Raw genomic sequence first — 20,243 nt, forward strand, 5'->3', positions numbered from 1 at the left:
GTCGGTTGCCCGCTCAGCCGATCAGGACGGCGTAGCCGGGCTTGATCACCTCGTCGATGAACGCGAGGCGCTCGTCGAAGTGGATGAACGCCGACTTCATCGCGTTCACGGTGAATCGCTCGAAATCGGCCCAGCCATAACCGAATTGCTGCGCGAGCCGGTAGAACTCCTTGCTCATCGTGGTGTCGCTCATCAGCCGGTTGTCGGTGTTGACGGTGACCCGGAATCGCAGACGCGCAAGCGCGTTGAACGGATGGTCGGCCATCGAGGCGACAGCGCCGGTCTGCACATTCGAGCTCGGGCAGAGTTCGAGCGGAATCCTCTTGTCGCGCACCACATTCGCAATCTCTCCGAGTTCTGCACCCGCAAACGACGACGCCGCGAGGTCGACGCCGTCGGGCAACGTGATGTCGTCGATCACCCGCACCCCGTGGCCGAGTCGGTCGGTTCCGCAGAACGCGATCGCCTCGTGGATGGACGGTAGTCCGAATGCCTCGCCCGCGTGGATGGTGAACGGCGCACTGTTGGCGCGCATGTACTCGAACGCGTCGAGATGCCGGGTCGGCGGATTACCCGCCTCCGCACCGGCGATATCGAATCCGACGACACCCTCGTCGCGATAGCGCACCGCGAGTTCGGCGATCTCGCGCGCACGGGCGGCGTGACGCATCGCGGTCACCAGGCAGCGAACCGTGATCGGTCGCCCACCCGCAGCGGCGACCGCCTCGCCCTCGGCGAACCCGCGCAGCACTGCCTCGACGACCTCGTCGAGCGTCAGTCCTCGCTCGAGGTGCTGCTCGGGCGCATAACGGATCTCGGCGTACACGACGCCATCGGCAGCAAGATCTTCGACGCACTCCCGGGCCACGCGCTCGAGCGCAGATGCCGTCTGCATGACGGCAACGGTGTGCGCAAAGGTCTCCAGGTATCGCTCGAGTGACCCACTGTCCGCGGCCTCCCGGAACCAGCGCGCCAACGAGTCGGCATCGGTGGCGGGGAGGTCGTCGTAGCCGACCTCGGTGGCGAGTTCGAGCACGGTCGACGGTCGGAGCCCGCCGTCGAGATGATCGTGGAGCAAGACTTTCGGTGCGAGCGCGAGGGTGCTCAGGTCGAGGGGTCTGCTGGTCGACGTCGAGAACATGACCCGAACTTACCGACAGCGCCGACCGACGGCATGCCCGGACACGCGCAGTTTCCCGGCGGTCGCGCTCGCCGAGCAATCCCACAGGCCTCGTTGATCCGGTCAGATGAAATCGTGCTCGTATGTTCGGACGAATCCTCGCTTCGAGTGACCCTACGGTGCAGTCGTCCGTCTTGGGGTCGGCGCATGTCTTTCGACCCGCGACGCGCGCCCGGTGCCACACCGCCCGACTACCGTAGCGCCACAACACAGTTCGTGGCACCGGGTGTCTCGCGACAGCCCGGGCCGCCTCCCACAGGACCGGCGCTTCGGCTTCCCTCATCGTTCCGCTCCGTTGTCGGCGCGACGGCGGCATACATTGTGGTGCGCGCTCGCGTCGCCGTCGTGACCGCGGGTCTGGCAAGCGGCGACATCGGGCCATTTGACAACCCGAATGTCCTCAAGGTGGTCATACTGGTCGTGGGAATCGGCGGCTCGCTGTTTTCGATTCTGCCCGGGCTCGTGTTGCTCTGCCGCCGCGGTCCGCGCCCCGGTGGCCAGCCATCGGCGTAGCGTTCATCGCGGCACTGAGTGCACACCCGTGGGGAATCGTCACCGCACTGCTCTGCTTCCTCGCGCCGGTGGCGCAGGTGTACTGGCCCAGTACCTTTCCGCCAGAGGCGGCAGCGGAAACGGCAGGCGATGTCATCGGCCAAGCCGCACCTTGGTTCGCGCCCGGCTCGCCCGGCGAAAGGCCTCAGGCAGACGTCTAACCGATGCGGTCGAGGACGATCGGCCGGATGGCCGACGGCGAATCAGGCAAGATCACGGCCGCCTCATCGAGCCTCGCGCGCGCGGCGTCGAATCGTTCCGGTGTCTGGGTGTGGAGCGTGAACAGCGGCGAGCCTGCGCTGATGCGGTCGCCGGGCTTCGCGTGCATCACAACCCCCGCGCTCGCCTGGACGGCTTCGCCGGGTCGTGACCGTCCGGCGCCGAGCAGCCACGCGGCATCGCCGACGGCCCGCGCGTCGATTCGGTGGACGTATCCGGACGTCTGCGCGGTCACGTCGTCGGTGTGCGGTGCGCGTGGTAGCGGAGCATCCGGATCGCCTCCCTGCGCGGTGATCATGGCGCGCCACGTGTCCATCGCGCTGCCGTCGGCCAGTGCGGCGGCCGGGTCGGCGTCTAAAACGCCTGCGGCGTCGAGCATTTCACGTGCGAGCGCAATCGTCAGTTCGACGACGTCCGACGGTCCTCCGCCGGCCAGCACCTCCAGGGACTCGGCGACCTCGACCGCGTTGCCCGCCGTCAACCCGAGGGGGGAATCCATGTCGGTGAGTAGCGCCGTGGTCCGGACGCCCGCGTCGACGCCGAGCGACACCATGGTCTGCGCCAGTTGTCGCGCGAGCGCCTCGTCGGGCAAGAACGCTCCCGACCCGACCTTGACGTCGAGGACAAGCGCCCCGGTGCCCTCGGCGATCTTCTTGCTCATGATCGAGCTGGCGATCAACGGGACGGACTCGACAGTCCCCGTCACATCACGCAGCGCGTAGAGCTTGCGGTCGGCTGGCGCCAGGTCGGCGCCCGCGGCGCAGATCACCGCTCCGACGTTCTCGAGCTGCGCGTGCATCTCAGCTGTCGTCAGGTCGGCTCGCCAGCCGGGGATCGATTCGAGTTTGTCGAGCGTGCCGCCCGTGTGTCCGAGGCCTCGGCCGGACAGTTGAGGCACAGCGACGCCGAAGGAGGCGACGACCGGAGCCAGCGGCAAGGTGATCTTGTCGCCGACGCCGCCTGTCGAGTGCTTGTCCACGGTCGGCAGCACAGCGCCGCCACGACGTAATCCGGAGAAGTCCATCCGTGTGCCGCTGTCGATCATGGCGCGGGTCCAGTCGTCGATCTCGCGACGCGTCATTCCCCGCAGCACAATAGCCATGAGCAGCGATGACATCTGCTCGGGCGCGACGTCGCCGCGCGTGTAGGCGTCGACGACCCAGTCGATCTGCGGCGTGGTGAGTTCCGCTCCGTCGCGCTTGGTCGCGATCACCGACGTCGCGTGGATGAGGTCGCTCATGTCACCGCACCGCGTCGAGGTCGTCGGGTCCGAATGCGTCGGGTAACAGTCGCGCCAGCGTCGTCGGTCCGGCTCGATGGTCGACGAGCAGATCACCGCCACCGTGTTCGTAGAGAACCTGTCGACAGCGCCCACACGGCATCAGAATCGACCCGGTGGCGTCGCACACACTGACTGCGAGCAGTCGACCGCCGCCCGACGCGATCAACGACGCGACGAGGCCGACCTCGGCGCAGATACCGAGTCCGTATGAGACATTCTCCACATTGCAACCAACCACGATTCGGTCGTCATCTGTGAGTGCCGACGCCCCGACCGGAAACGAAGAATACGGGGCATATGCGCGCGAAATCATTCCAGTTGCGCTGTCCCGCAATAGATTCCAATCGATATCGGGGGTCAAGACACTCTCCTGCCGGGCGGTCGCTATCGGAGTCGATGTGATGGGAGATACCCAAACAAGCTTGGTAAGGCAAACCTAATTCGTAATGCCTTGTCCCGTAGATCGGTTCGGGCAATTTAACGACTCACTCAGCATAGGTTTAAAGTCTCTTGCATGGGTCCAAGGTGACACCCAGCCGGTGCCACCGCGTCCATCGACGATGTTGGAGGCCAATTCCCCGATGAGTTCCGAGACCGAGGTCGCACCGGAGCCGGTGCGCAAACGTTCGCTGTACCGCGGCGATCCAGGCATGTGGTCCTGGGTGCTGCACCGCATAACCGGCGTGACGATCTTCTTCTTCTTGTTCGTGCATGTGCTCGACACTGCCGTGATTCGTATTGATCCGAACAAGTACTCGGAGATCATCAACACCTATAAGACCCCGATCATCGGTCTCATGGAGATCGCGCTCGTGGCGTGCGTGCTCTATCACGCACTCAACGGCCTGCGCATCATCCTGATCGACTTCTGGTCGAAGGGCCCCAAGTACCAGCGTCAGATGCTGTGGGTGATTCTCGGACTGTTCGTGGTGGTCTTCGGTGCCGCGGCGATCCGACTCCTGCAGATCCTCATCGAGTATTCGTTCTAAGGAGATACGACAATGACCACATCTCCTGCCTCACAGAACGTCGCCAAGTCGCTGGGCACGCAGTACGACCGGCCCGCCAGCCTCGACAATCCGCGCTCGCCGCGTAAGCCGCGGGGCGGCAACTTCGAGAAGTGGGCGTGGCTGTTCATGCGCTTCTCGGGCCTGGCGCTGATCATCCTGACCATCGGCCACATGTTCATCATGCTGGCGTGGGACAACGGCGTGCACCGCATCGACGCCTCGTTCGTCGCGGCCCGCTGGCGTGAACCCTTCTGGCAGATCTGGGACCTCACCATGCTGTGGCTGGCCCAGCTGCACGGCGGAAACGGCGTGCGCACGGTGATCGCCGACTACTCGCGCAAGGACTCGACCCGCTTCTGGCTGAACGTGCTGCTCGGGGTCTCGATGATCCTCGTGCTGGTGTTGGGCACCTACGCGCTGCTCACCTTCGACGTGAACAGCGCCAACTAAGGAGACCACTGAAGATGCAGGAACACCGTTACGACGTCATCATCGTCGGTGCAGGCGGCGCCGGTATGCGCGCAGCGATCGAAGCAGCGCCCCGCGCCCGTACCGCAGTGTTGACCAAGCTCTACCCCACGCGTAGCCACACCGGCGCGGCGCAGGGCGGCATGTGTGCCGCTCTGGCCAACGTCGAAGAGGACAACTGGGAGTGGCACACCTTCGACACGGTCAAGGGCGGCGACTACCTCGCCGATCAGGACGCGGTGGAGATCATGGCCAAGGAGGCCATCGACGCCGTGCTCGACCTCGAGAAGATGGGTCTGCCGTTCAACCGCACGCCCGAGGGCAAGATCGACCAGCGTCGTTTCGGTGGTCACACGCGTGACCACGGCAAGTCGCCGGTGCGTCGCGCCTGCTACGCGGCAGACCGCACCGGCCACATGATCCTGCAGACGCTGTATCAGAACTGCGTCAAGCACGACGTCGAGTTCTTCAACGAGTTCTACGCGCTCGACCTGTGTCTGAGTGAGAACGAGAAGGGTGAGCCTGTCGCAACCGGCATCGTCGCCTACGAGCTCGCGACCGGCGAACTGCACGTCTTCCACGCAAAGTCGATCATTTTCGCAACCGGCGGCTCCGGTCGCATGTACAAGACTACGTCGAATGCGCACACGCTGACCGGCGACGGCGTAGGCATCGTGTTCCGCAAGGGCTTGCCCGTCGAGGACATGGAGTTCCACCAGTTCCATCCGACAGGCCTCGCGGGTCTCGGCATCCTGATCTCCGAAGCCGTTCGCGGTGAGGGCGGCATCCTGCGCAACGCCGACGGCGAGCGATTCATGGAGCGCTACGCCCCGACCATCAAAGACCTCGCACCCCGCGACATCGTCGCGCGCTCGATGGTTCTCGAGGTTCTCGAAGGACGCGGCGCCGGACCGAACAAGGATTACGTCTACATCGACGTCACCCATCTCGGCGAGGACGTGCTGAACGAGAAGCTCCCCGACATCACCGAGTTCGCACGCACGTACCTCGGCGTCGACCCGGTGAAGGAGTGGGTGCCGGTCTACCCGACCTGCCACTACCTGATGGGCGGCATCCCGACCAACATCGAGGGTCAGGTGCTGCGCAGCAACAACAACAACGATGTCGTCCACGGCCTCTACGCCGCAGGCGAGTGCGCGTGCGTGTCGGTGCACGGTGCAAACCGTCTCGGAACCAACTCGCTCCTCGACATCAACGTCTTCGGGCGTCGCGCCGGTATCGCAGCGGCCGACTACGCCAACAGCCACGGGTTCACCGACCTGCCGGAGAAGCCGACCGACATGGTCACCGGCTGGCTCGAGACCATCCTGTCCGAGCACGGGCACGAGCGCGTCGCGGACATCCGGACCGCGCTGCAGCAGACGATGGACGACAACGCGTCGGTGTTCCGCACCGAGGAGACGCTCAAGCAGGCGTTGACCGACGTCCACGCTCTCAAGGAGCGCTACGACCACATCCGCGTGCACGACAAGGGCAAGCGCTTCAACTCCGATCTGCTCGAGGCCATCGAGCTGGGCTTCTTGCTCGAACTCGCCGAGGTCACCGTCGTCGGCGCGCTCAACCGCAAGGAATCGCGCGGCGGGCACGCCCGCGAGGATTACCCCAATCGCGATGACACGAACTTCATGCGCCACACGATTGCCTACAAGAAGGGTGACAAGCTCCTTTCCGACATCGAGCTCGACTGGAAGCCTGTCATCCAGACCCGTTACGAGCCGATGGAGCGTAAGTACTGATGACCGCCACCATTGAGGCGCCGCACACCGACGAGCCGCCGTTGCCAGAAGTCCCCGACGAAGCGACCATGGTCACGCTGAAGATCATGCGTTTCAACCCGGAGGAGCCCGACGCCCAGGGCTGGGAGAGCTTCCGCGTGCCCGCGCTGCCGACCGACCGGCTGCTCAACCTCCTGCTCTACGTTAAGGGCTACCTCGACGGAACGCTGACCTTCCGACGTAGCTGCGCCCACGGCGTGTGCGGCTCCGACGCGATGCGAGTCAACGGCGTCAACCGCCTGGCCTGCAAGATGCTGATGAAGGACTTCCTGCCCAAGGACAAGTCCAAGGACATCACCATCACCATCGAGCCCATCAAGGGTCTTCCGGTGGAGAAGGACCTCGTGGTCAACATGGAGCCCTTCTTCGACGCGTACCGCGCGATCAAGCCGTTCCTGATCACCTCCGGCAACGAGCCGACCCGTGAGCGCATCCAGAGCCAGAAGGACCGCGCACGTTTCGACGACACCACCAAGTGCATCCTCTGTGCGTGCTGCACCACGAGCTGCCCGGTGTTCTGGAACGAGGGCAGCTACTTCGGCCCCGCGGCGATCGTCAACGCGCACCGCTTCATCTTCGACAGCCGCGACGAGGGCGCCGTCGAGCGTATGGACATCCTCAACGATTCCGACGGTGTGTGGCGCTGCCGCACCACCTTCAACTGCACCGACGCATGCCCGCGTGGCATCCAGGTGACCCAGGCGATCCAGGAGGTCAAGCGCGCGCTCATGTTCTCGCGCTGATCTCGGCATCACCGACGCAGACTCTCTCTGCAGCCCCGGCGAACCCCACCATTCACGGATGGTGGGGTTCGCTGTTTTCGGGTTCGCTGTTTTTTCGTCCCCGATGAAACCGATCGGGGTTCGCGTGCGTCCAAGTCCTCAAGGCCACAGCCGTGGACTCGACACGCCGAACGGAGCGAACCCATGACCATCCGATCCATCCTCGTCAGCCTGCTGATCCTCGTGTGCGGAGCGCTACTGAGCACCGCCACGCCCGCCGCGGCGTCGACCCGATTCCCGGGCACCGGCGACGTGGTGACCATTTCTGTCAGCTCCGACCGCGAGTGGAACGAGCAGATCGTCTGGTTCGACGCCGACAACAAAATCCGCCACCAATCCGACGTGCGGCTTCCGACGCACGACGACGCGAGCGGCCTCTGGTCGGGATCGCTCACGATTGTCAGCCGGTCCCGCAATCAGAACATCGACGTCTCCTTCGGCTCGACGGGTCGCTTCGCTCGCTGCGAGATCTGGGTCGGCAAGGTCAAGGTCCGCGACCACACCGCCCGCGGCGCCCACGCCCTCGCGACGTGCGACCGCCCGACGCCGCGTCGAAAGAGCTGACACGCCGCGCGGTTGCCGGCCGGGTCGGGGGCGCGGTTCGGGGGCGGGTTCTGGCTCCCGCCCGGGGCAGAAAGTAGGGGAAGGGTTCTTTCCCCGGGGTGTCGACGTTTCCCCGCGAAGCTACCCAAGGAACGGCCTAAAACCCGAGGAAGGATCGTTTCCCCTAGTTTCTGCGCAGGTCAGCGCGCCGTCCAGCCCGCCGGCGGCCGCCCGACCACCCCAGCACCAACCACCCCGTCTTTCCCCGAGTTTCCGACGCCCCCGCACGCCCTTCCCCTACTTCCCGACGCCCAGCGCGCAGCTCTTCCCCTAGTTCCCGACGCCGGTTCACGCGCGCGGCCGCGGACAGCTCCCAAAACACACGGAAAAATGTCGCGGAAAGAACTCTTCCCCCACTCCTCGACGTTTCCCCGCGAAGCTACCCAAGGAAGAGCACACAACCCGAGGAAAGAATCCTTCCCCCACTTTCTGCGCGGGCCGAACGCCGAGCGGCCACCGCCCCACCACGACGCCGCACCCTTCCCCCACTTTCTGCGCGGGCCAAAACCGGTCCGGACGCGCGCGCCCGAGCCGCCCAGCGCACACCCCAAACCCCTGAGCGCGCCTAAAATCTTTAGCCTCGTCGAATCGGACAAAAATCGCGTATTCCGAATCAATCCCGCCGATTCGACGTCGATTTGCTCCGTCACCGCGCACAGACTCTGCGGGAACCATAGTCTTGACGAACCACTGAGCGACGTCATAGGGGGTGATCACGGCATGGCAGAGAAGCTTCACGCCGAGATCCAGTCGGGCGACAAGGGACTGCGGGCCGGGTCGATCGGACTGCTGGGCAACGTGATCATCGGACTGTCGGCAGTGGCGCCCGCCTACAGTCTGGCCGCGACGCTCGGCTACGTGGTCGCGGCGGTGCACAGCAAAGCGCCTGCGATGTTCGTGATCGCGTTCATCCCGATGCTGCTGGTGGCGTTCGCCTACCGGGAGCTCTCGCGCGACACCCCCGACTGCGGAACGACCTTCACCTGGGGCACCAAAGCGTTCGGGCCGTGGATCGGGTGGATCGGTGGATGGGGTCTCGCGGTGTCGGCGATCATCGTGCTCGCCAACGTCGCCGAGATCGCGGCCGTGTACCTGCTCCGCTTTCTGCACCTCGATTCACTCGCCGACAACCTCTGGGCCAAGGTCGCTCTCGGGTGCTTCTTCATCATCGTGATGACGTGGATCAGCATCCGCGGCATCGTCATCAGTGAGCGCATCCAGTCGGTGCTCATGTTCATCCAGTTCGGCATCCTGATCCTGGCGAGCGTCATCGCGCTCGTGAAGGTCGCGACCGACCACGCCGGCCCCCAGGCCGTCACACCTCAGTGGAGTTGGTTGTCGCCGACGGGTCTCGACCAGTCGTCGATCGCCGCGGCGGTGATCCTGTGCATCTTCATCTACTGGGGATGGGACGCGTGCCTGGCAGTGGGTGAGGAAACCAAGGATCCCGAGAAGACACCCGGCCGGGCGGCGGTGATCTGCTGCCTGATCCTCGTTGCCACCTACGTCTTGGTCGCCTACGCCGTCGAATCGTTCGCAGGTTTCGGCACCACCGGCATCGGTCTGAACAACCCCGACAACACCGACGACGTGCTCACCATCCTCGGCGAACCGGTCGCGGGCGCCGTGATGGCGTCGGCGTTGCTGCTCGTCGTCAGCATCTCGGCCCTGTCTTCGACGCAGTCGACCATCCTGCCGACGGCACGCGGCACGCTGTCAATGGCCGTGTACAAGGCGCTCCCCCCAGCGGTTCGCCTACATCCACCCGCGCTACATGACGCCTGCGTTCGGCACGGCCGTGATGGGGGCGTCGGCGCTGATCTTCTACCTCGTGCTGTCGTTCGCGAGTCAGAACACGCTCGCCGACTCGATCGCGTCACTCGGTCTCGCCGTCGCGTTCTACTACGGCATCACCGCGTTCTCGTGTGTCTGGTACTTCCGTCGAACCCTGTTCGACTCCGCCCGAAACTTCTTCATGCGCGGACTCTTCCCACTCTTCGGCGGCATCGCGATGGCCTGGGCATTCATCAAGAGCGCCATCGACATGATCAACCCCGACTACGGTTCGACGTCGATCGGCGGAATCGGTGGCGTGTTCATCCTCGGCGTCGGCATGCTGGTCCTCGGGGTCCCGTTGATGCTCGCCTGCTGCGCCGCCGACAGCGACTTCTTCAAGGGCAAGACCCTCAACGCGAATACCGAAGTGAAGGTCCCCGATGTCTACTGACGACAACTCCGCTGCGAGCCCGAAACGTGTCGCTGTCGGCTATCTCGCCACACAATCGGGGGACGACGGGGTCGCACTCGGCGCGGCCATCGCAACCAAGACGGGCGCGGCGATCGACCTCATCTGCGTGGTCCACCCCGTCCCCTACGACGGCCAACCGGGCATCGATCAGTACATGGAGCGCCTCGAAAACCAAGCGGCGGAATGGCTTGCCGACGGTGCATCACGCATCCCGGAGGGCATCGAGGTGCGCACCGTCGTCACCGTGCACGAGTCGTTCACCGAGGGCCTCATCGAGGTCGCCGAGCAATCCGGAGCGGCGATGATCGTCGTCGGCGGCACGGGCGACGGCATCATCTCGCGTCACGCTCTCGGCACGGTGAGTACCGAGTTGCTGCATTCCTCTCCCCTGCCCGTCGCGCTGGCGCCGCGTGGATACGCGCGTCGCTCCGACGTCGTGATCGACATGATCACCGTCGCCGTGCCGGTCAAGAAGTCGGCCAGCGACCCCCTCCCGTTCGCCATCCGCTTCGCCGAAGCCGCGTCGATCGACGTACGTCTGCTCTCGTTGGTGTCACTGGACCCAACGGTCGACGACACCAGCCTCGCGGTGCGCAAGCAACAGGTCGACGTTGCGCGGAAGCTCCTCGAACACACCCGTGACCAGCTCGACGTCGACCTCGAGGTGGACGTCCTCGTCGCCGATGGCGACACCCTCGACGAAGCGCTCGCCAATCTCCCGTGGGACGCCAACGACATCGTCGCTGTCGGCTCGGGGCACCTGGGCGCCGACAATCGCGTCTTCCTCGGCACGACGGCCGCACGCATTCTGCGCTGGACCACAGCCCCGGTGATCGTCGTACCCAAGGAATCAACCGCAGACACTGAAGCCACGGAACCGACAGCAACCAAGGCGCAGGAGAAGTGACGACGCTGCGACTGCTCGAGATCAGGCACGCCGAGTGCGAATCACTCGGCACGTACGCGGGCGGTCTTCCACACGACGCCGAGGTCACCACGTTGCGAGCCGAGCGCGACACGTTTCCCGACGACCCTGCGTCGTTCGACGCCATCGCAGTGATGGGCGGCGGAATGGGAGCCAACGACGGCCCGACCCATCCGTGGATCGACGACGAGATCGAGTTCCTGCGACGGGCACTGGCCGAGGATGTACCGATCTGGGGAGTCTGCCTCGGATCTCAGTTGCTCGCGAGCGCGGCCGATGCGAAGGTCAGCACGGGACCTGCCCCCGAGATCGGTATCTCGAAGGTCACCTGGACCCCGGACGGCGTCGTCGACCCTGTCTGGAAAGACCTGTCGGACAAGACATTCGACTGCATGCAGTGGCACTACGACACATTCGAACTACCCGAAGGCGCGACGCTGCTCGCGTCGTCGGAGGCGTACCCGAACCAGGCGTTCCGTCTCGGCGCGAGTTACGGCCTGCAGTTCCATCTCGAAGTCGACTCCCCGCTGTTCGCCACCTGGCTCGACGACCCCGACTACCGCACCGAACTCGTCGATGCGCTGGGTCCAAGTGGCCCCGATCAGGTCAGCGCCGACCTCGCCGACGTCGAGTCGACGACCCGCGCGATGGCTGCGGCAGCGATGTCGCGGTGGTTCGACGTCGTCGTCGCGCGACAAACACGCTAGGCCCGCTCACACATCGGACACCTGCGCCACGCGGGCAACGTGGAGTTCCACGGCGTCAGCGAGCAGGCTGTCACTGGTGGCGGCGCCGATGTGCCCACGTTGTTCGAGCGCGAGAACCCCGTTGATGGCCGCCCATGCGAGCAGTACCGACGAACGAGCGGAGGGGTCGTCGGAGTCGATCGCATCAATCACGTCGTCGGCTACGCCCGTGAGTGCCCGCGCGATCTCCGACCGCGCCTGGTCGACGACATCCCCGTGCACCTCGGACACGTCGGCGAGACCCAGCATCCGGAAGGCGAGCGGCTCGTCCCGATGGAAGCGCACATACTCCTCGAACGCCGCGCGAGCCGTCGGCGCCCCACCACCGGTTCCCTCGACGCTGCGCCGCATCCGTTCGGCGTGGTCGCGCGCCAGTCGACACGCGACCACCGCGTAGACCTCTGCCTTGCCGTCGGGGAAATTCCCATACAGCGATGTCAGCGCGACGTCGGCGTTCGCAGCGATCGCATCGACCGACGTGCCACGAAATCCGTTGCGTGAGAACAACTCGGCGGCGGCGTCGAGCACAGCGGCCCGCGTCCGCCGTCGTCGTCGATCGCGGGGCTCGTCAAGCAGTGAGGACATGTGCTAATTGTAGTCTGACTACGTTTTCATAGTCCAACTACAGAAGGATCGACATGTCTCCCACGGTCTCCACCTCCGACCTGCCAACACCCACCGACGGCTCCGAGGTGATATCACTACTCATCCCCCGCTCGCCCTTCGTGGCAGAACTCGGGCTACGACTGACCGACATCACCGACGGCCACGCCGAACTGGTCATGCCCTACCGGCCGGAGCTGACGACCATCGGCGAGATGGTCCACGGCGGCGCGATCAGCGCATGTGCGGACATCGGAATCATGGCGGCCGCCTGGGCAGGCCGACCCATTTCCGATCGGCTTCGTGGAGTCACCACCGCGATGTCGGTGAACTTCATCAGCCCACTGATCGCCGACGATCTGCGCATCGTCGCCGACCGCCTCCACAACGGAAATCGGCTGTGCCACTGCACTGTTGATCTGATCTCCGCAACTGCGGGCACACTTGTCGCCCGCGCGACGGGCACCTATCAGATCGGCTGACCAACAACTGCGGACACACTGCGCGCCAATAATTGTTGACACTGCTTACATCGACGCTTAGCGTCGAACCATGCAGACGATCCTTGGCGCCAACGGGCAGATCGGGACAGAGCTCGCTCGCGAGCTCCACCGCAACCACACCCGCGACATCCGCCTCGTCAGCAGACACCCCCGGCGGGTGAACGAGACCGACGAACTTGTCGCCGCCGACCTCATGGATGCCGCCCACACCGACGCCGCTGTCGCGGGAAGCGACATCGCATACCTGACCGTCGGACTGCCCGCCGATTCTCAGATGTGGGCGCAGCGTTTTCCGGTGATGATGCGCAACGCGATCGATGCCTGCGCTCACCACGGCACGAAGCTCGTGTTCTTCGACAACACCTATATGTATCCGATGACGAGTGAGCCACAGACCGAGTACACCCCATTCCGCCCCGCAGGCAGCAAGGGCCGCACGCGCGCGCAGACCGCAACCATGTTGCTCGACGCGATGAACGCGGGAACCGTCGACGCCGTGATCTGTCGTGCCCCCGAGTTCTACGGTCCGGACCAGACCCAAAGCTTCACCAACGCATTGGTTTTCGATCGAATCGCGCAGCACAAGCGGACGTTCGTCCCGATCCGCGACGACACCCTGCGGTCCCTGATCTGGACTCCCGACGCCAGCCGGGCGATGGCGCTGATCGGCAACACCGAGTCGGCCTACGGGCAGACCTGGCATCTCCCGATCGACAGCAACCGACGCACCTACGCACCTACGCACAGCTGATGGAGCTGACCTCACAGGCGAGCGGCCACCGGAACAAGTACACGGTGCTCGGCACACCCGTCTTCGCGCTCGGCAGACTCTTCAGCAAGAACGTCCGCGAACTGTGGGAGTTGTTGCCGCGCTACGGCGTCGACACCGTCTTCGTCTCCGACAAGTTCACCCGAGCCTTCCCCGACTTCGCCGTGACCACGTACGACGCAGGCGTCGCCCAACTCGTCACTTACTAGACAACGCGCGCGGCCACATCAGCTGTCGAAGCCCAGCCCGACCTTGTCCATCACGGTCAACCACAGGCCGCGCTTGCCCTGACGCCGCTCGCTGCGAGCCAGTTCGCGGCGGGTCATGTTGATGCCGAACGCGCGCAAGGGTTCCGGCGGAAACGGAATCGGCTTGGAGCGCACCATGTTCAAACGCGTGCGCTCGGTGTCGGCACCGTCGACGAGGTCGAGTGCCGTTGCGGCAGCGAAGTGCGACGCACCGACGCCGAGACCGGTGAACCCCACCGCGGTGACGACGCGTCCACCGTACGAGCGGTCCCAGAACGCACAGAACCGCGAGCACGTATCGATGGCCCCACCCCACGCGTGACTTGCGCGGATACCCTCGAGTTGCGGAAACATCTGCAGCAGATGCTCGCCGAGCAATGCGAACTCGCGCGGTTCCTGCTGGTGACGCGGAGAATCGTCGGATCTGTAGTGGTACAACGCATCCCAGCCGCCGAACAGAATTCGGTTGTCGGCGGTCAGACGGAAGTAGTGGAACCGCGGCCCCGCGTCGGCAAGTCCCTCCCTGCCCTTCCAGCCGATCGACGCGAGCTGCGCCTCCGACAGCGGTTCGGTCATGATCGCGTAGTCCCACACCGGCACCGTGTACAGCCGTAGACGACGAACCAGCGACGGGCTCGCCGACGTCGCGAGTACGGCTCGATCGGCGACGATCTCGCCGAGGCCGGTACCCAGTCGCAACCTGTCACCCTCGCTGCTGATTCCGGTCACTTCCGACTGCTCGAAGATCTGCACGCCGAGACGTTCCGCGGCGTCGGCAAGACCCCACGCCAGTCGCGCGGGGTCGAGCATGATGACGGCGGGATCGAACACCGCTCCCGCCACCATCGGCGAGTCGACACGTTCGCGCGCCTGCGCCTCCGTCAGCAGCGGCAGGTCTTCGCCGAGTTCTCTTGCCGACGCCGCGTACTCGGCCAATTCGTCTGCCTGCCAATCGAAATTGGCAAAGTCGAGTTCGCCGGTGCGCTCGGCGTCGGCAGCGATGCCGTGGCGGCGGATGGCCTCATCGATGGCGTCGAGCGTCTCGTGACCGAGGCGCAGCAGTGTCGGCAATTCGTCGGCAAAGCGTTCCATGCCATTACCGAGGCCATGGGTGAGGCTCGCCGAGCAGAAGCCGCCGTTGCGTCCGCTGGCGTGCTCGGCGATCCGATCACGCTCGACCAGCACGATCCGACGTCCCGGATTGCGTTCTGCGGCTTGCACCGCGGTCCACAGTCCGGTGAAACCCCCACCGACGATGACGAGATCGGCGGTCACCTCACCGAGCACGCGCGGACGCGGCGCAGGCCGATCCGCGCGATCGAGCCAATACGACGACGCGTGCGCGGTGGAGACCAGTGCTGCCCCGCGTGCTGTGGGCTCTGTGGCCCATGCCTCGCTCATCAGCAAACCTCTCCCGGATTCGTGAACACCGTTCGATGCCAAGGCTTTCGGGCAACACCGGTGATATCACTCATCACGTGTTTGACGGTCAGGTACTCGTCGAGCGAGTAGGTCGACATGTCCTTGCCAAAGCCCGACGCGCCGACACCGCCGTGCGGCATCTCGCTGATGATCGGGATGTGGTCGTTGATCCACACGCAGCCCGCCTTGATCTCACGGCTCGCCCGCTGCGCGCGGTAGACGTCGCGCGTCCACGCCGATGCGGCGAGTCCGTAGACCGTGTCGTTCGCGCGGCGCAGCGCGTCGTCGTCGTCGGCGAAGGACGAGACGGTCAGCACCGGGCCGAAGACCTCGTCGCGGTAGATCTCGGAGTCCTCCGCGACGTCGGCGATCAACGTGGGCGGGTAGAAGCTGCCGGGGCCGTCGGGCAGCACCCCGCCGGTCACCACACGCGCGCCGGCGGCGCGGGCACGTTCTACCATTGCCGAGACCTTGTCGCGGTGTGCGTGGGAGATGAGTGAGCCCATGTCGGTGTCGGGGTCGCGCGGATCGCCGACCCGCACCGACGACATGACATCGGCGACGCCGGCCACGAATTCGTCGTAGAGCGACGGCGCGACGATCGCCCGCGTGGCGGCCGTGCAGTCCTGTCCGGCGTTGATGAGCGCTCCCGCGACGGCACCCTGGATCGCCGCGTCGAGGTCGGCATCGTCGAAGACGACGAACGGCGCCTTGCCACCGAGTTCGAGTTGTACGCGCGTGCCATTCGCCGCGGCCTGCGACATCACCATGCGCCCGACCGCCGTCGAACCGGTGAAGGTCACGATGTCGACGTCGGGGTGTCCGGCGATGGCGGCGCCGACATCCGCGCCAGTGCCGACCAGGACGTTGAAGACGCCATCGGGCAGACCCGCTTCCGTCGCCAGGCGAGCGAGTGTCAGCGTCGTCAACGGAGTGATCTCCGCGGGTTTGAGTACTACGGAGCACCCGGCGGCCAACGCGGGCAACACTTTCCACACGGCCATCTGCAGGGGGTAGTTCCACGGAGTGATCGATCCGACGACCCCGACGGGTTCGCGTCGAATCGACGACGTGTGGTCGCCGGAGTACTCCGCACTCGCCTTGCCGTCGAGATTGCGTGCAACGCCCGCGAAGAAGTCGACGTTGTCGATACTGCCCGGCACGTCGAATTCCGTTGCTAGGCGGATCGCCTTGCCGGTGTGTGAGACCTCTTCGCTCGCCAACAGATCGGCGTTGGCGTCGAGCAGACGCGCGAAGGTGTGCAGTACCGCCGACCTCTCCGCCGGCGTGGCTCCACCCCAATCGTGTTGTGCGCGCGCGGCATGTGCGACCGCAGAGGTAACGTCGGAGGCGGAGGCGAGCACCAGGTGCGCTACCGGAGTATCAGTGGCGGGATCGATCACTGTGTGATCGAGTCCCGATCCGCTGCAGGGAGCACCGTCGACCCAACCACTGGGAACTGTCGTGATGGTTGACACGACAGATCACGATACCGCCAAAACAACGGATTCACGACTCGAAGCATCACTTTTCAACTGAAACCGTGGTTTCGGTTGCCAATATCTGCAGAATCCGCCACCATCGACATGTGGGCGAACCAATGTCGACACACCTCGACGCCATCGCGAAGAAGATCATCGAAGAACTCCAGGCCGACGGCCGGAGTTCCTACGCGGCGATCGGCAAGTCCGTTGGCCTGTCGGAAGCTGCTGTGCGCAACCGCGTTCAGAAGCTCAGCGAGAGCGGCCTGCTGCAGATCGTCGCGGTAACCGATCCGCTCAAGCTCGGCTTCTCCCGCCAGGCGATGGTCGGCATCCGCTGCACCGGCGATACGGAGCGATTGGCCCGGCAACTCGCCGAGCATCCCGAGATCGACTACGTGGTGCTGACCGCCGGTACCTACGACATCATGATCGAGGTTGTCTGCGAGGACGACGATCACCTCCTCGACATCATCAATCGTAGGGTTCGAACACACCCAGAGGTGAACTCGACCGAGACCCTCGTTTATCTGAAACTAGTGAAACAGCAATACAATTGGGGTACACGATGACCGCATCCGTAACCGAATCCCTCGGGCAGCGAAGCGCTGCGCACCTGTGGGGACACTTCTCCCGTCACGGCGACGAGATCACGCCACCGGTGATCACACGAGGTGAGGGCGCACGCATCTTCGACGATCGCGGTCGCAGCTACCTCGACGGACTCGCGGGACTCTTCGTCGTCCAGGTCGGGCACGGACGTGACGAGCTCGCCCAAGCGGCGGCAAAGCAGGCCAAAGAACTGGCGTTCTTTCCGCTGTGGTCCTACGCCACTCCTCCCGCCATCGAGCTCGCCGAGCGACTCGCGGCCAACGCGCCGGGCGACCTCAACCGCGTCTTCTTCACCAGCGGTGGCGGCGAGGCCGTCGAAAGCGCGTGGAAACTCGCCAAGCAGTACTTCAAGCTGACCGGAAAACCGATGAAGCACAAGGTGATCTCGCGTTCGATCGCCTACCACGGCACCCCGCAGGGCGCGCTGGCCATCACCGGCATCCCCGACCTCAAGAAGATGTTCGAACCGCTGACTCCCGGAGGGTTCCGCGCACCGAACACCAACATCTACCGCGCTCCCGACGAGGAACTTGCTGCCGACCCCAAGAAGTTCGGCCGCTGGGCAGCCGACCGCATTGCCGAGGCCATCGAGTTCGAGGGCCCCGACACCGTCGCAGCTGTGTTCCTCGAACCGGTCCAGAACGCGGGCGGATGTTTCCCGCCACCGCCCGGCTACTTCGAACGTGTCCGCGAGATCTGCGACGAGTACGACGTCCTGCTGGTCTCCGATGAGGTGATCTGCGCGTTCGGCCGCATCGGGTCGATGTTCGCCTGCGAGGACTTCGGCTATCAGCCCGACATCATCACCTGTGCCAAGGGCATGACATCGGGCTATTCGCCGATCGGCGCGATGATCGCCAGCGAGCGACTCTTCGAGCCGTTCAACGACAATACGACGACCTTCGCGCACGGCTACACGTTCGGCGGTCACCCCGTGTCGGCGGCGGTCGCGCTGGCCAACCTCGACATCTTCGAACGCGAGGGACTCAACGACCACGTGAAGACCACCGCGCCCGCGTTCCGATCGACGCTCGAGAAGCTCCACGACCTACCGATCGTCGGCGACGTGCGTGGCGAAGGATTCTTCTACGGCATCGAGCTGGTCAAGGACAAGGCCACCAAGGAGACGTTCACCGAGGCAGAGTCCGAGCGCATCCTGCGTGGATTCCTCTCAACCGCGCTGTTCGACGCCGGTCTCTATTGTCGCGCCGACGACCGCGGCGACCCGGTCATCCAGCTCGCGCCGCCGCTCATCTGCGGCCAGGCAGAGTTCGACGAAATCGAGCAGATCCTGCGTGGCGTTCTCACCGAGGCGTACACACTCCTCTGAGGTTCTCCAGGACTGAGCAACGACGGGCGCGTCGGCGGACAAGCAGTTCCGCCGGCGCGCTACCGCTATGACGTGAGGCGCTGTAGCCTCCTGTGCGATATGCGTCCTACTCGCGCCACCGCGCCCTTCGCCACAGACTTCGTCGTCCGCCGCGTGGTCGCACTGATCGTCGCTGTGGTGAGGATTGCAGCTGCGGTCGGGATCGTCGCTGTGGGCGCGATCGGTCCGGGCCTGGTCGCATCGCCCGCGTGGGCGGCCCCGACGCAGGCACAGTCGCAGGACACCTCGCCTGACACCGACCACTGCCCGCATCGGGTCTCGCCGCCTCCCGCTGTCGACGAGTCGGAAGTCGTGGCTCCCGGCTCGACGACACCAACCCCACTGCCGGTGCATTCCCCACCGGTCGGCGGCGAAGCGTTGGGCGGGTGCGGCGTCGTCGCAGACTCGTCGGCGGGTCGTGTGCCGGAGCGGCTGACGTCGGCGGCCTGGCTGGTCGCCGATCTCGACAGCGGCGCCGTGATCGCGGCCAAAGACCCGCACGGTCGGTACCGCCCAGCGTCGACCATCAAGATCCTGCTCGCGCTCACCGCATTGCGCTCGGGGATCTCGCTCGACAAACCGGTCACCGCGACGGCAGACGATTGGAGCGCCGAGGGCGACTCGTGCGGGATGGGTCCGGGCGGCAAATACACCATGCGCGACATGATGATCGGGCTCCTCATGGTGTCCGGAAACGACTGCGCCCACGTCATCGCGCGAGACCTCGGCGGCATCGACGCCACGCTGACCAAGATGAACCAGCTCGCGCACTCGCTGCAGGCGTATGACACCAGGGCGTCGACCCCGTCTGGTCTCGACTCCGCCGGAATGTCGACATCCCCATATGACCTCGCGGTGATCTTCCGTGCCGCCATGCAGAACTCGACGTTCCGCGACATCATCGCCATGCCGAACCACCCGTTTCCCGGGTACCCGAAACGACCCGACGTCCCCGGCGACGTCGACCACCCCGGCTACCTGATGCAGACGTCGAATCATCTTCTGCTGGAAGGCGATCCGGGCGTCCTCGGCGGCAAGACCGGCTATACCGACGACGCGCAGAAAACGTTCGTCGGGGCCGTCAAGAAGGACGGTCGTACCGTTCTGGTGGTTCAGATGTACGGCTTGTCGACTGCCGACGACAACTACTGGGATCAGGCACGCTCGCTCGTCGCCTACGGTGCGCACGCTCCACGCGAGGCGAAGGTGGGCGAACTCGCATCGACCTCAGGCGAACGCGCGAATACCTCCGACGACGCGCGCGTCGCGGTTCCGACGACCGAAGCCGAAGCGTCGACTCCCCAGGGCGCGGCTCTTCAAGAGTCGACATCTGGATGGTCGGTGCGCATCCTCGTCGGACTCGTGGGGCTGCTGGCGGCGCTGCTCCTGCTCCTGCTTGCGCTTCGCTTGATCCGACGCCGCTGA

The 20,243-nt window shown here is 65.1% G+C and carries 20 protein-coding genes and 1 pseudogene; 15 read left to right on the top strand and 6 right to left on the bottom strand.

What is annotated here, in order from left to right:
• Nucleotides 1-13 precede the first annotated feature (13 nt).
• Nucleotides 14-1,141: an adenosine deaminase gene (locus GOSPT_RS17865; protein ID WP_005207855.1), complete on the bottom strand. Its 1,128-nt coding sequence runs from the start codon at nucleotides 1,139-1,141 to the stop codon at nucleotides 14-16.
• Nucleotides 1,142-1,327: 186 nt separating this feature from the next.
• On the opposite strand from GOSPT_RS17865, the gene GOSPT_RS17870 reads away from it, so the two are divergent.
• Entirely contained in the window at nucleotides 1,328-1,693 is a 366-nt protein-coding gene (locus GOSPT_RS17870; protein WP_005207856.1) for a hypothetical protein, read from the top strand.
• A 196-nt stretch (nucleotides 1,694-1,889) separates the two neighbouring features.
• Here the strand turns inward: GOSPT_RS17870 and GOSPT_RS17875 are convergent, their stop codons facing one another.
• Together GOSPT_RS17875 and GOSPT_RS17880 are read right to left on the bottom strand one after the other, a co-directional pair.
• Nucleotides 1,890-3,191 carry a thymidine phosphorylase gene (locus GOSPT_RS17875; protein ID WP_005207857.1) on the bottom strand — a complete coding sequence of 434 codons (1,302 nt, stop codon included), beginning with the start codon at nucleotides 3,189-3,191 and terminating at the stop codon, nucleotides 1,890-1,892.
• Nucleotide 3,192: 1 nt separating this feature from the next.
• Complete coding sequence (locus GOSPT_RS17880) at nucleotides 3,193-3,594, bottom strand: cytidine deaminase (RefSeq protein ID WP_005207858.1); 402 nt, start codon at nucleotides 3,592-3,594, stop codon at nucleotides 3,193-3,195.
• A gap of 220 nt (nucleotides 3,595-3,814) precedes the next feature.
• Between GOSPT_RS17880 and sdhC the strand changes: the two genes are divergently transcribed.
• The 8 genes and pseudogenes from sdhC to GOSPT_RS17920 all read left to right on the top strand — a co-directional run bounded on the left by sdhC (nucleotide 3,815) and on the right by GOSPT_RS17920 (nucleotide 11,772).
• Nucleotides 3,815-4,222, top strand: a complete 408-nt coding sequence (gene sdhC, locus GOSPT_RS17885) for a succinate dehydrogenase, cytochrome b556 subunit (RefSeq protein ID WP_005207859.1) — start codon at nucleotides 3,815-3,817, stop codon at nucleotides 4,220-4,222.
• 12 nt (nucleotides 4,223-4,234) lie between these two features.
• Nucleotides 4,235-4,693 carry a succinate dehydrogenase hydrophobic membrane anchor subunit gene (locus GOSPT_RS17890; protein WP_005207860.1) on the top strand — a complete coding sequence of 153 codons (459 nt, stop codon included), beginning with the start codon at nucleotides 4,235-4,237 and terminating at the stop codon, nucleotides 4,691-4,693.
• A 14-nt stretch (nucleotides 4,694-4,707) separates the two neighbouring features.
• Nucleotides 4,708-6,468 carry a succinate dehydrogenase flavoprotein subunit gene (sdhA, locus tag GOSPT_RS17895; RefSeq protein ID WP_005207861.1) on the top strand — a complete coding sequence of 587 codons (1,761 nt, stop codon included), beginning with the start codon at nucleotides 4,708-4,710 and terminating at the stop codon, nucleotides 6,466-6,468.
• Nucleotides 6,468-7,250, top strand: a complete 783-nt coding sequence (locus GOSPT_RS17900; protein ID WP_005207862.1) for a succinate dehydrogenase iron-sulfur subunit — start codon at nucleotides 6,468-6,470, stop codon at nucleotides 7,248-7,250. Before sdhA ends, GOSPT_RS17900 begins: the two co-directional genes overlap by 1 nt.
• A gap of 183 nt (nucleotides 7,251-7,433) precedes the next feature.
• The gene (locus tag GOSPT_RS17905) at nucleotides 7,434-7,853 is read left to right on the top strand and encodes a hypothetical protein (RefSeq protein WP_005207863.1); all 420 of its coding nucleotides are present in this window, start codon (nucleotides 7,434-7,436) and stop codon (nucleotides 7,851-7,853) included.
• Between the two features lie 759 nt (nucleotides 7,854-8,612).
• Nucleotides 8,613-10,119: pseudogene (locus GOSPT_RS17910) on the top strand (APC family permease).
• A complete protein-coding gene (locus GOSPT_RS17915) occupies nucleotides 10,109-11,047 on the top strand; it encodes a universal stress protein (RefSeq protein ID WP_005207867.1) in 939 nt (312 codons plus the stop codon). The pseudogene GOSPT_RS17910 and the gene GOSPT_RS17915 overlap by 11 nt, the downstream one beginning before the upstream one ends.
• Nucleotides 11,044-11,772 (top strand): type 1 glutamine amidotransferase, encoded by a 729-nt coding sequence (locus GOSPT_RS17920; RefSeq protein WP_005207870.1) that lies wholly within the window; start codon nucleotides 11,044-11,046, stop codon nucleotides 11,770-11,772. Before GOSPT_RS17915 ends, GOSPT_RS17920 begins: the two co-directional genes overlap by 4 nt.
• 6 nt (nucleotides 11,773-11,778) lie before the next feature.
• Here the strand turns inward: GOSPT_RS17920 and GOSPT_RS17925 are convergent, their stop codons facing one another.
• A complete protein-coding gene (locus tag GOSPT_RS17925) occupies nucleotides 11,779-12,396 on the bottom strand; it encodes a TetR/AcrR family transcriptional regulator (protein ID WP_039856574.1) in 618 nt (205 codons plus the stop codon).
• A 53-nt stretch (nucleotides 12,397-12,449) separates the two neighbouring features.
• Here GOSPT_RS17925 and GOSPT_RS17930 point away from each other — a divergent pair, with 53 nt between their 5' ends.
• The 3 genes from GOSPT_RS17930 (at nucleotide 12,450) to GOSPT_RS24395 (ending at nucleotide 13,895) form a co-directional block, all read left to right on the top strand.
• A complete protein-coding gene (locus GOSPT_RS17930) occupies nucleotides 12,450-12,896 on the top strand; it encodes a PaaI family thioesterase (RefSeq protein ID WP_005207873.1) in 447 nt (148 codons plus the stop codon).
• Between the two features lie 70 nt (nucleotides 12,897-12,966).
• A complete protein-coding gene (locus GOSPT_RS17935) occupies nucleotides 12,967-13,668 on the top strand; it encodes an NAD-dependent epimerase/dehydratase family protein (protein WP_005207874.1) in 702 nt (233 codons plus the stop codon).
• Nucleotides 13,668-13,895: a Rossmann-fold NAD(P)-binding domain-containing protein gene (locus tag GOSPT_RS24395; RefSeq protein ID WP_005207875.1), complete on the top strand. Its 228-nt coding sequence runs from the start codon at nucleotides 13,668-13,670 to the stop codon at nucleotides 13,893-13,895. Before GOSPT_RS17935 ends, GOSPT_RS24395 begins: the two co-directional genes overlap by 1 nt.
• A gap of 18 nt (nucleotides 13,896-13,913) precedes the next feature.
• Here the strand turns inward: GOSPT_RS24395 and GOSPT_RS17940 are convergent, their stop codons facing one another.
• Together GOSPT_RS17940 and GOSPT_RS17945 are read right to left on the bottom strand one after the other, a co-directional pair.
• Nucleotides 13,914-15,335: an NAD(P)/FAD-dependent oxidoreductase gene (locus GOSPT_RS17940; protein WP_005207876.1), complete on the bottom strand. Its 1,422-nt coding sequence runs from the start codon at nucleotides 15,333-15,335 to the stop codon at nucleotides 13,914-13,916.
• Complete coding sequence (locus GOSPT_RS17945; protein ID WP_039856576.1) at nucleotides 15,335-16,834, bottom strand: gamma-aminobutyraldehyde dehydrogenase; 1,500 nt, start codon at nucleotides 16,832-16,834, stop codon at nucleotides 15,335-15,337. The genes GOSPT_RS17940 and GOSPT_RS17945 overlap by 1 nt, the downstream gene beginning before the upstream one ends.
• A gap of 122 nt (nucleotides 16,835-16,956) precedes the next feature.
• Between GOSPT_RS17945 and GOSPT_RS17950 the strand changes: the two genes are divergently transcribed.
• The 3 genes from GOSPT_RS17950 to GOSPT_RS17960 all read left to right on the top strand — a co-directional run bounded on the left by GOSPT_RS17950 (nucleotide 16,957) and on the right by GOSPT_RS17960 (nucleotide 20,243).
• Nucleotides 16,957-17,409, top strand: a complete 453-nt coding sequence (locus GOSPT_RS17950; RefSeq protein WP_005174049.1) for an Lrp/AsnC family transcriptional regulator — start codon at nucleotides 16,957-16,959, stop codon at nucleotides 17,407-17,409.
• On the top strand, nucleotides 17,406-18,779 hold the full coding sequence (locus GOSPT_RS17955) for an aspartate aminotransferase family protein (protein ID WP_005207878.1): 1,374 nt from the start codon (nucleotides 17,406-17,408) through the stop codon (nucleotides 18,777-18,779). The genes GOSPT_RS17950 and GOSPT_RS17955 overlap by 4 nt, the downstream gene beginning before the upstream one ends.
• 99 nt (nucleotides 18,780-18,878) lie before the next feature.
• On the top strand, nucleotides 18,879-20,243 hold the full coding sequence (locus GOSPT_RS17960; RefSeq protein ID WP_005207879.1) for a D-alanyl-D-alanine carboxypeptidase family protein: 1,365 nt from the start codon (nucleotides 18,879-18,881) through the stop codon (nucleotides 20,241-20,243).

This window comes from Gordonia sputi NBRC 100414 (genome assembly GCF_000248055.1).
Classification (GTDB): Bacteria; Actinomycetota; Actinomycetes; order Mycobacteriales; family Mycobacteriaceae; genus Gordonia; species Gordonia sputi.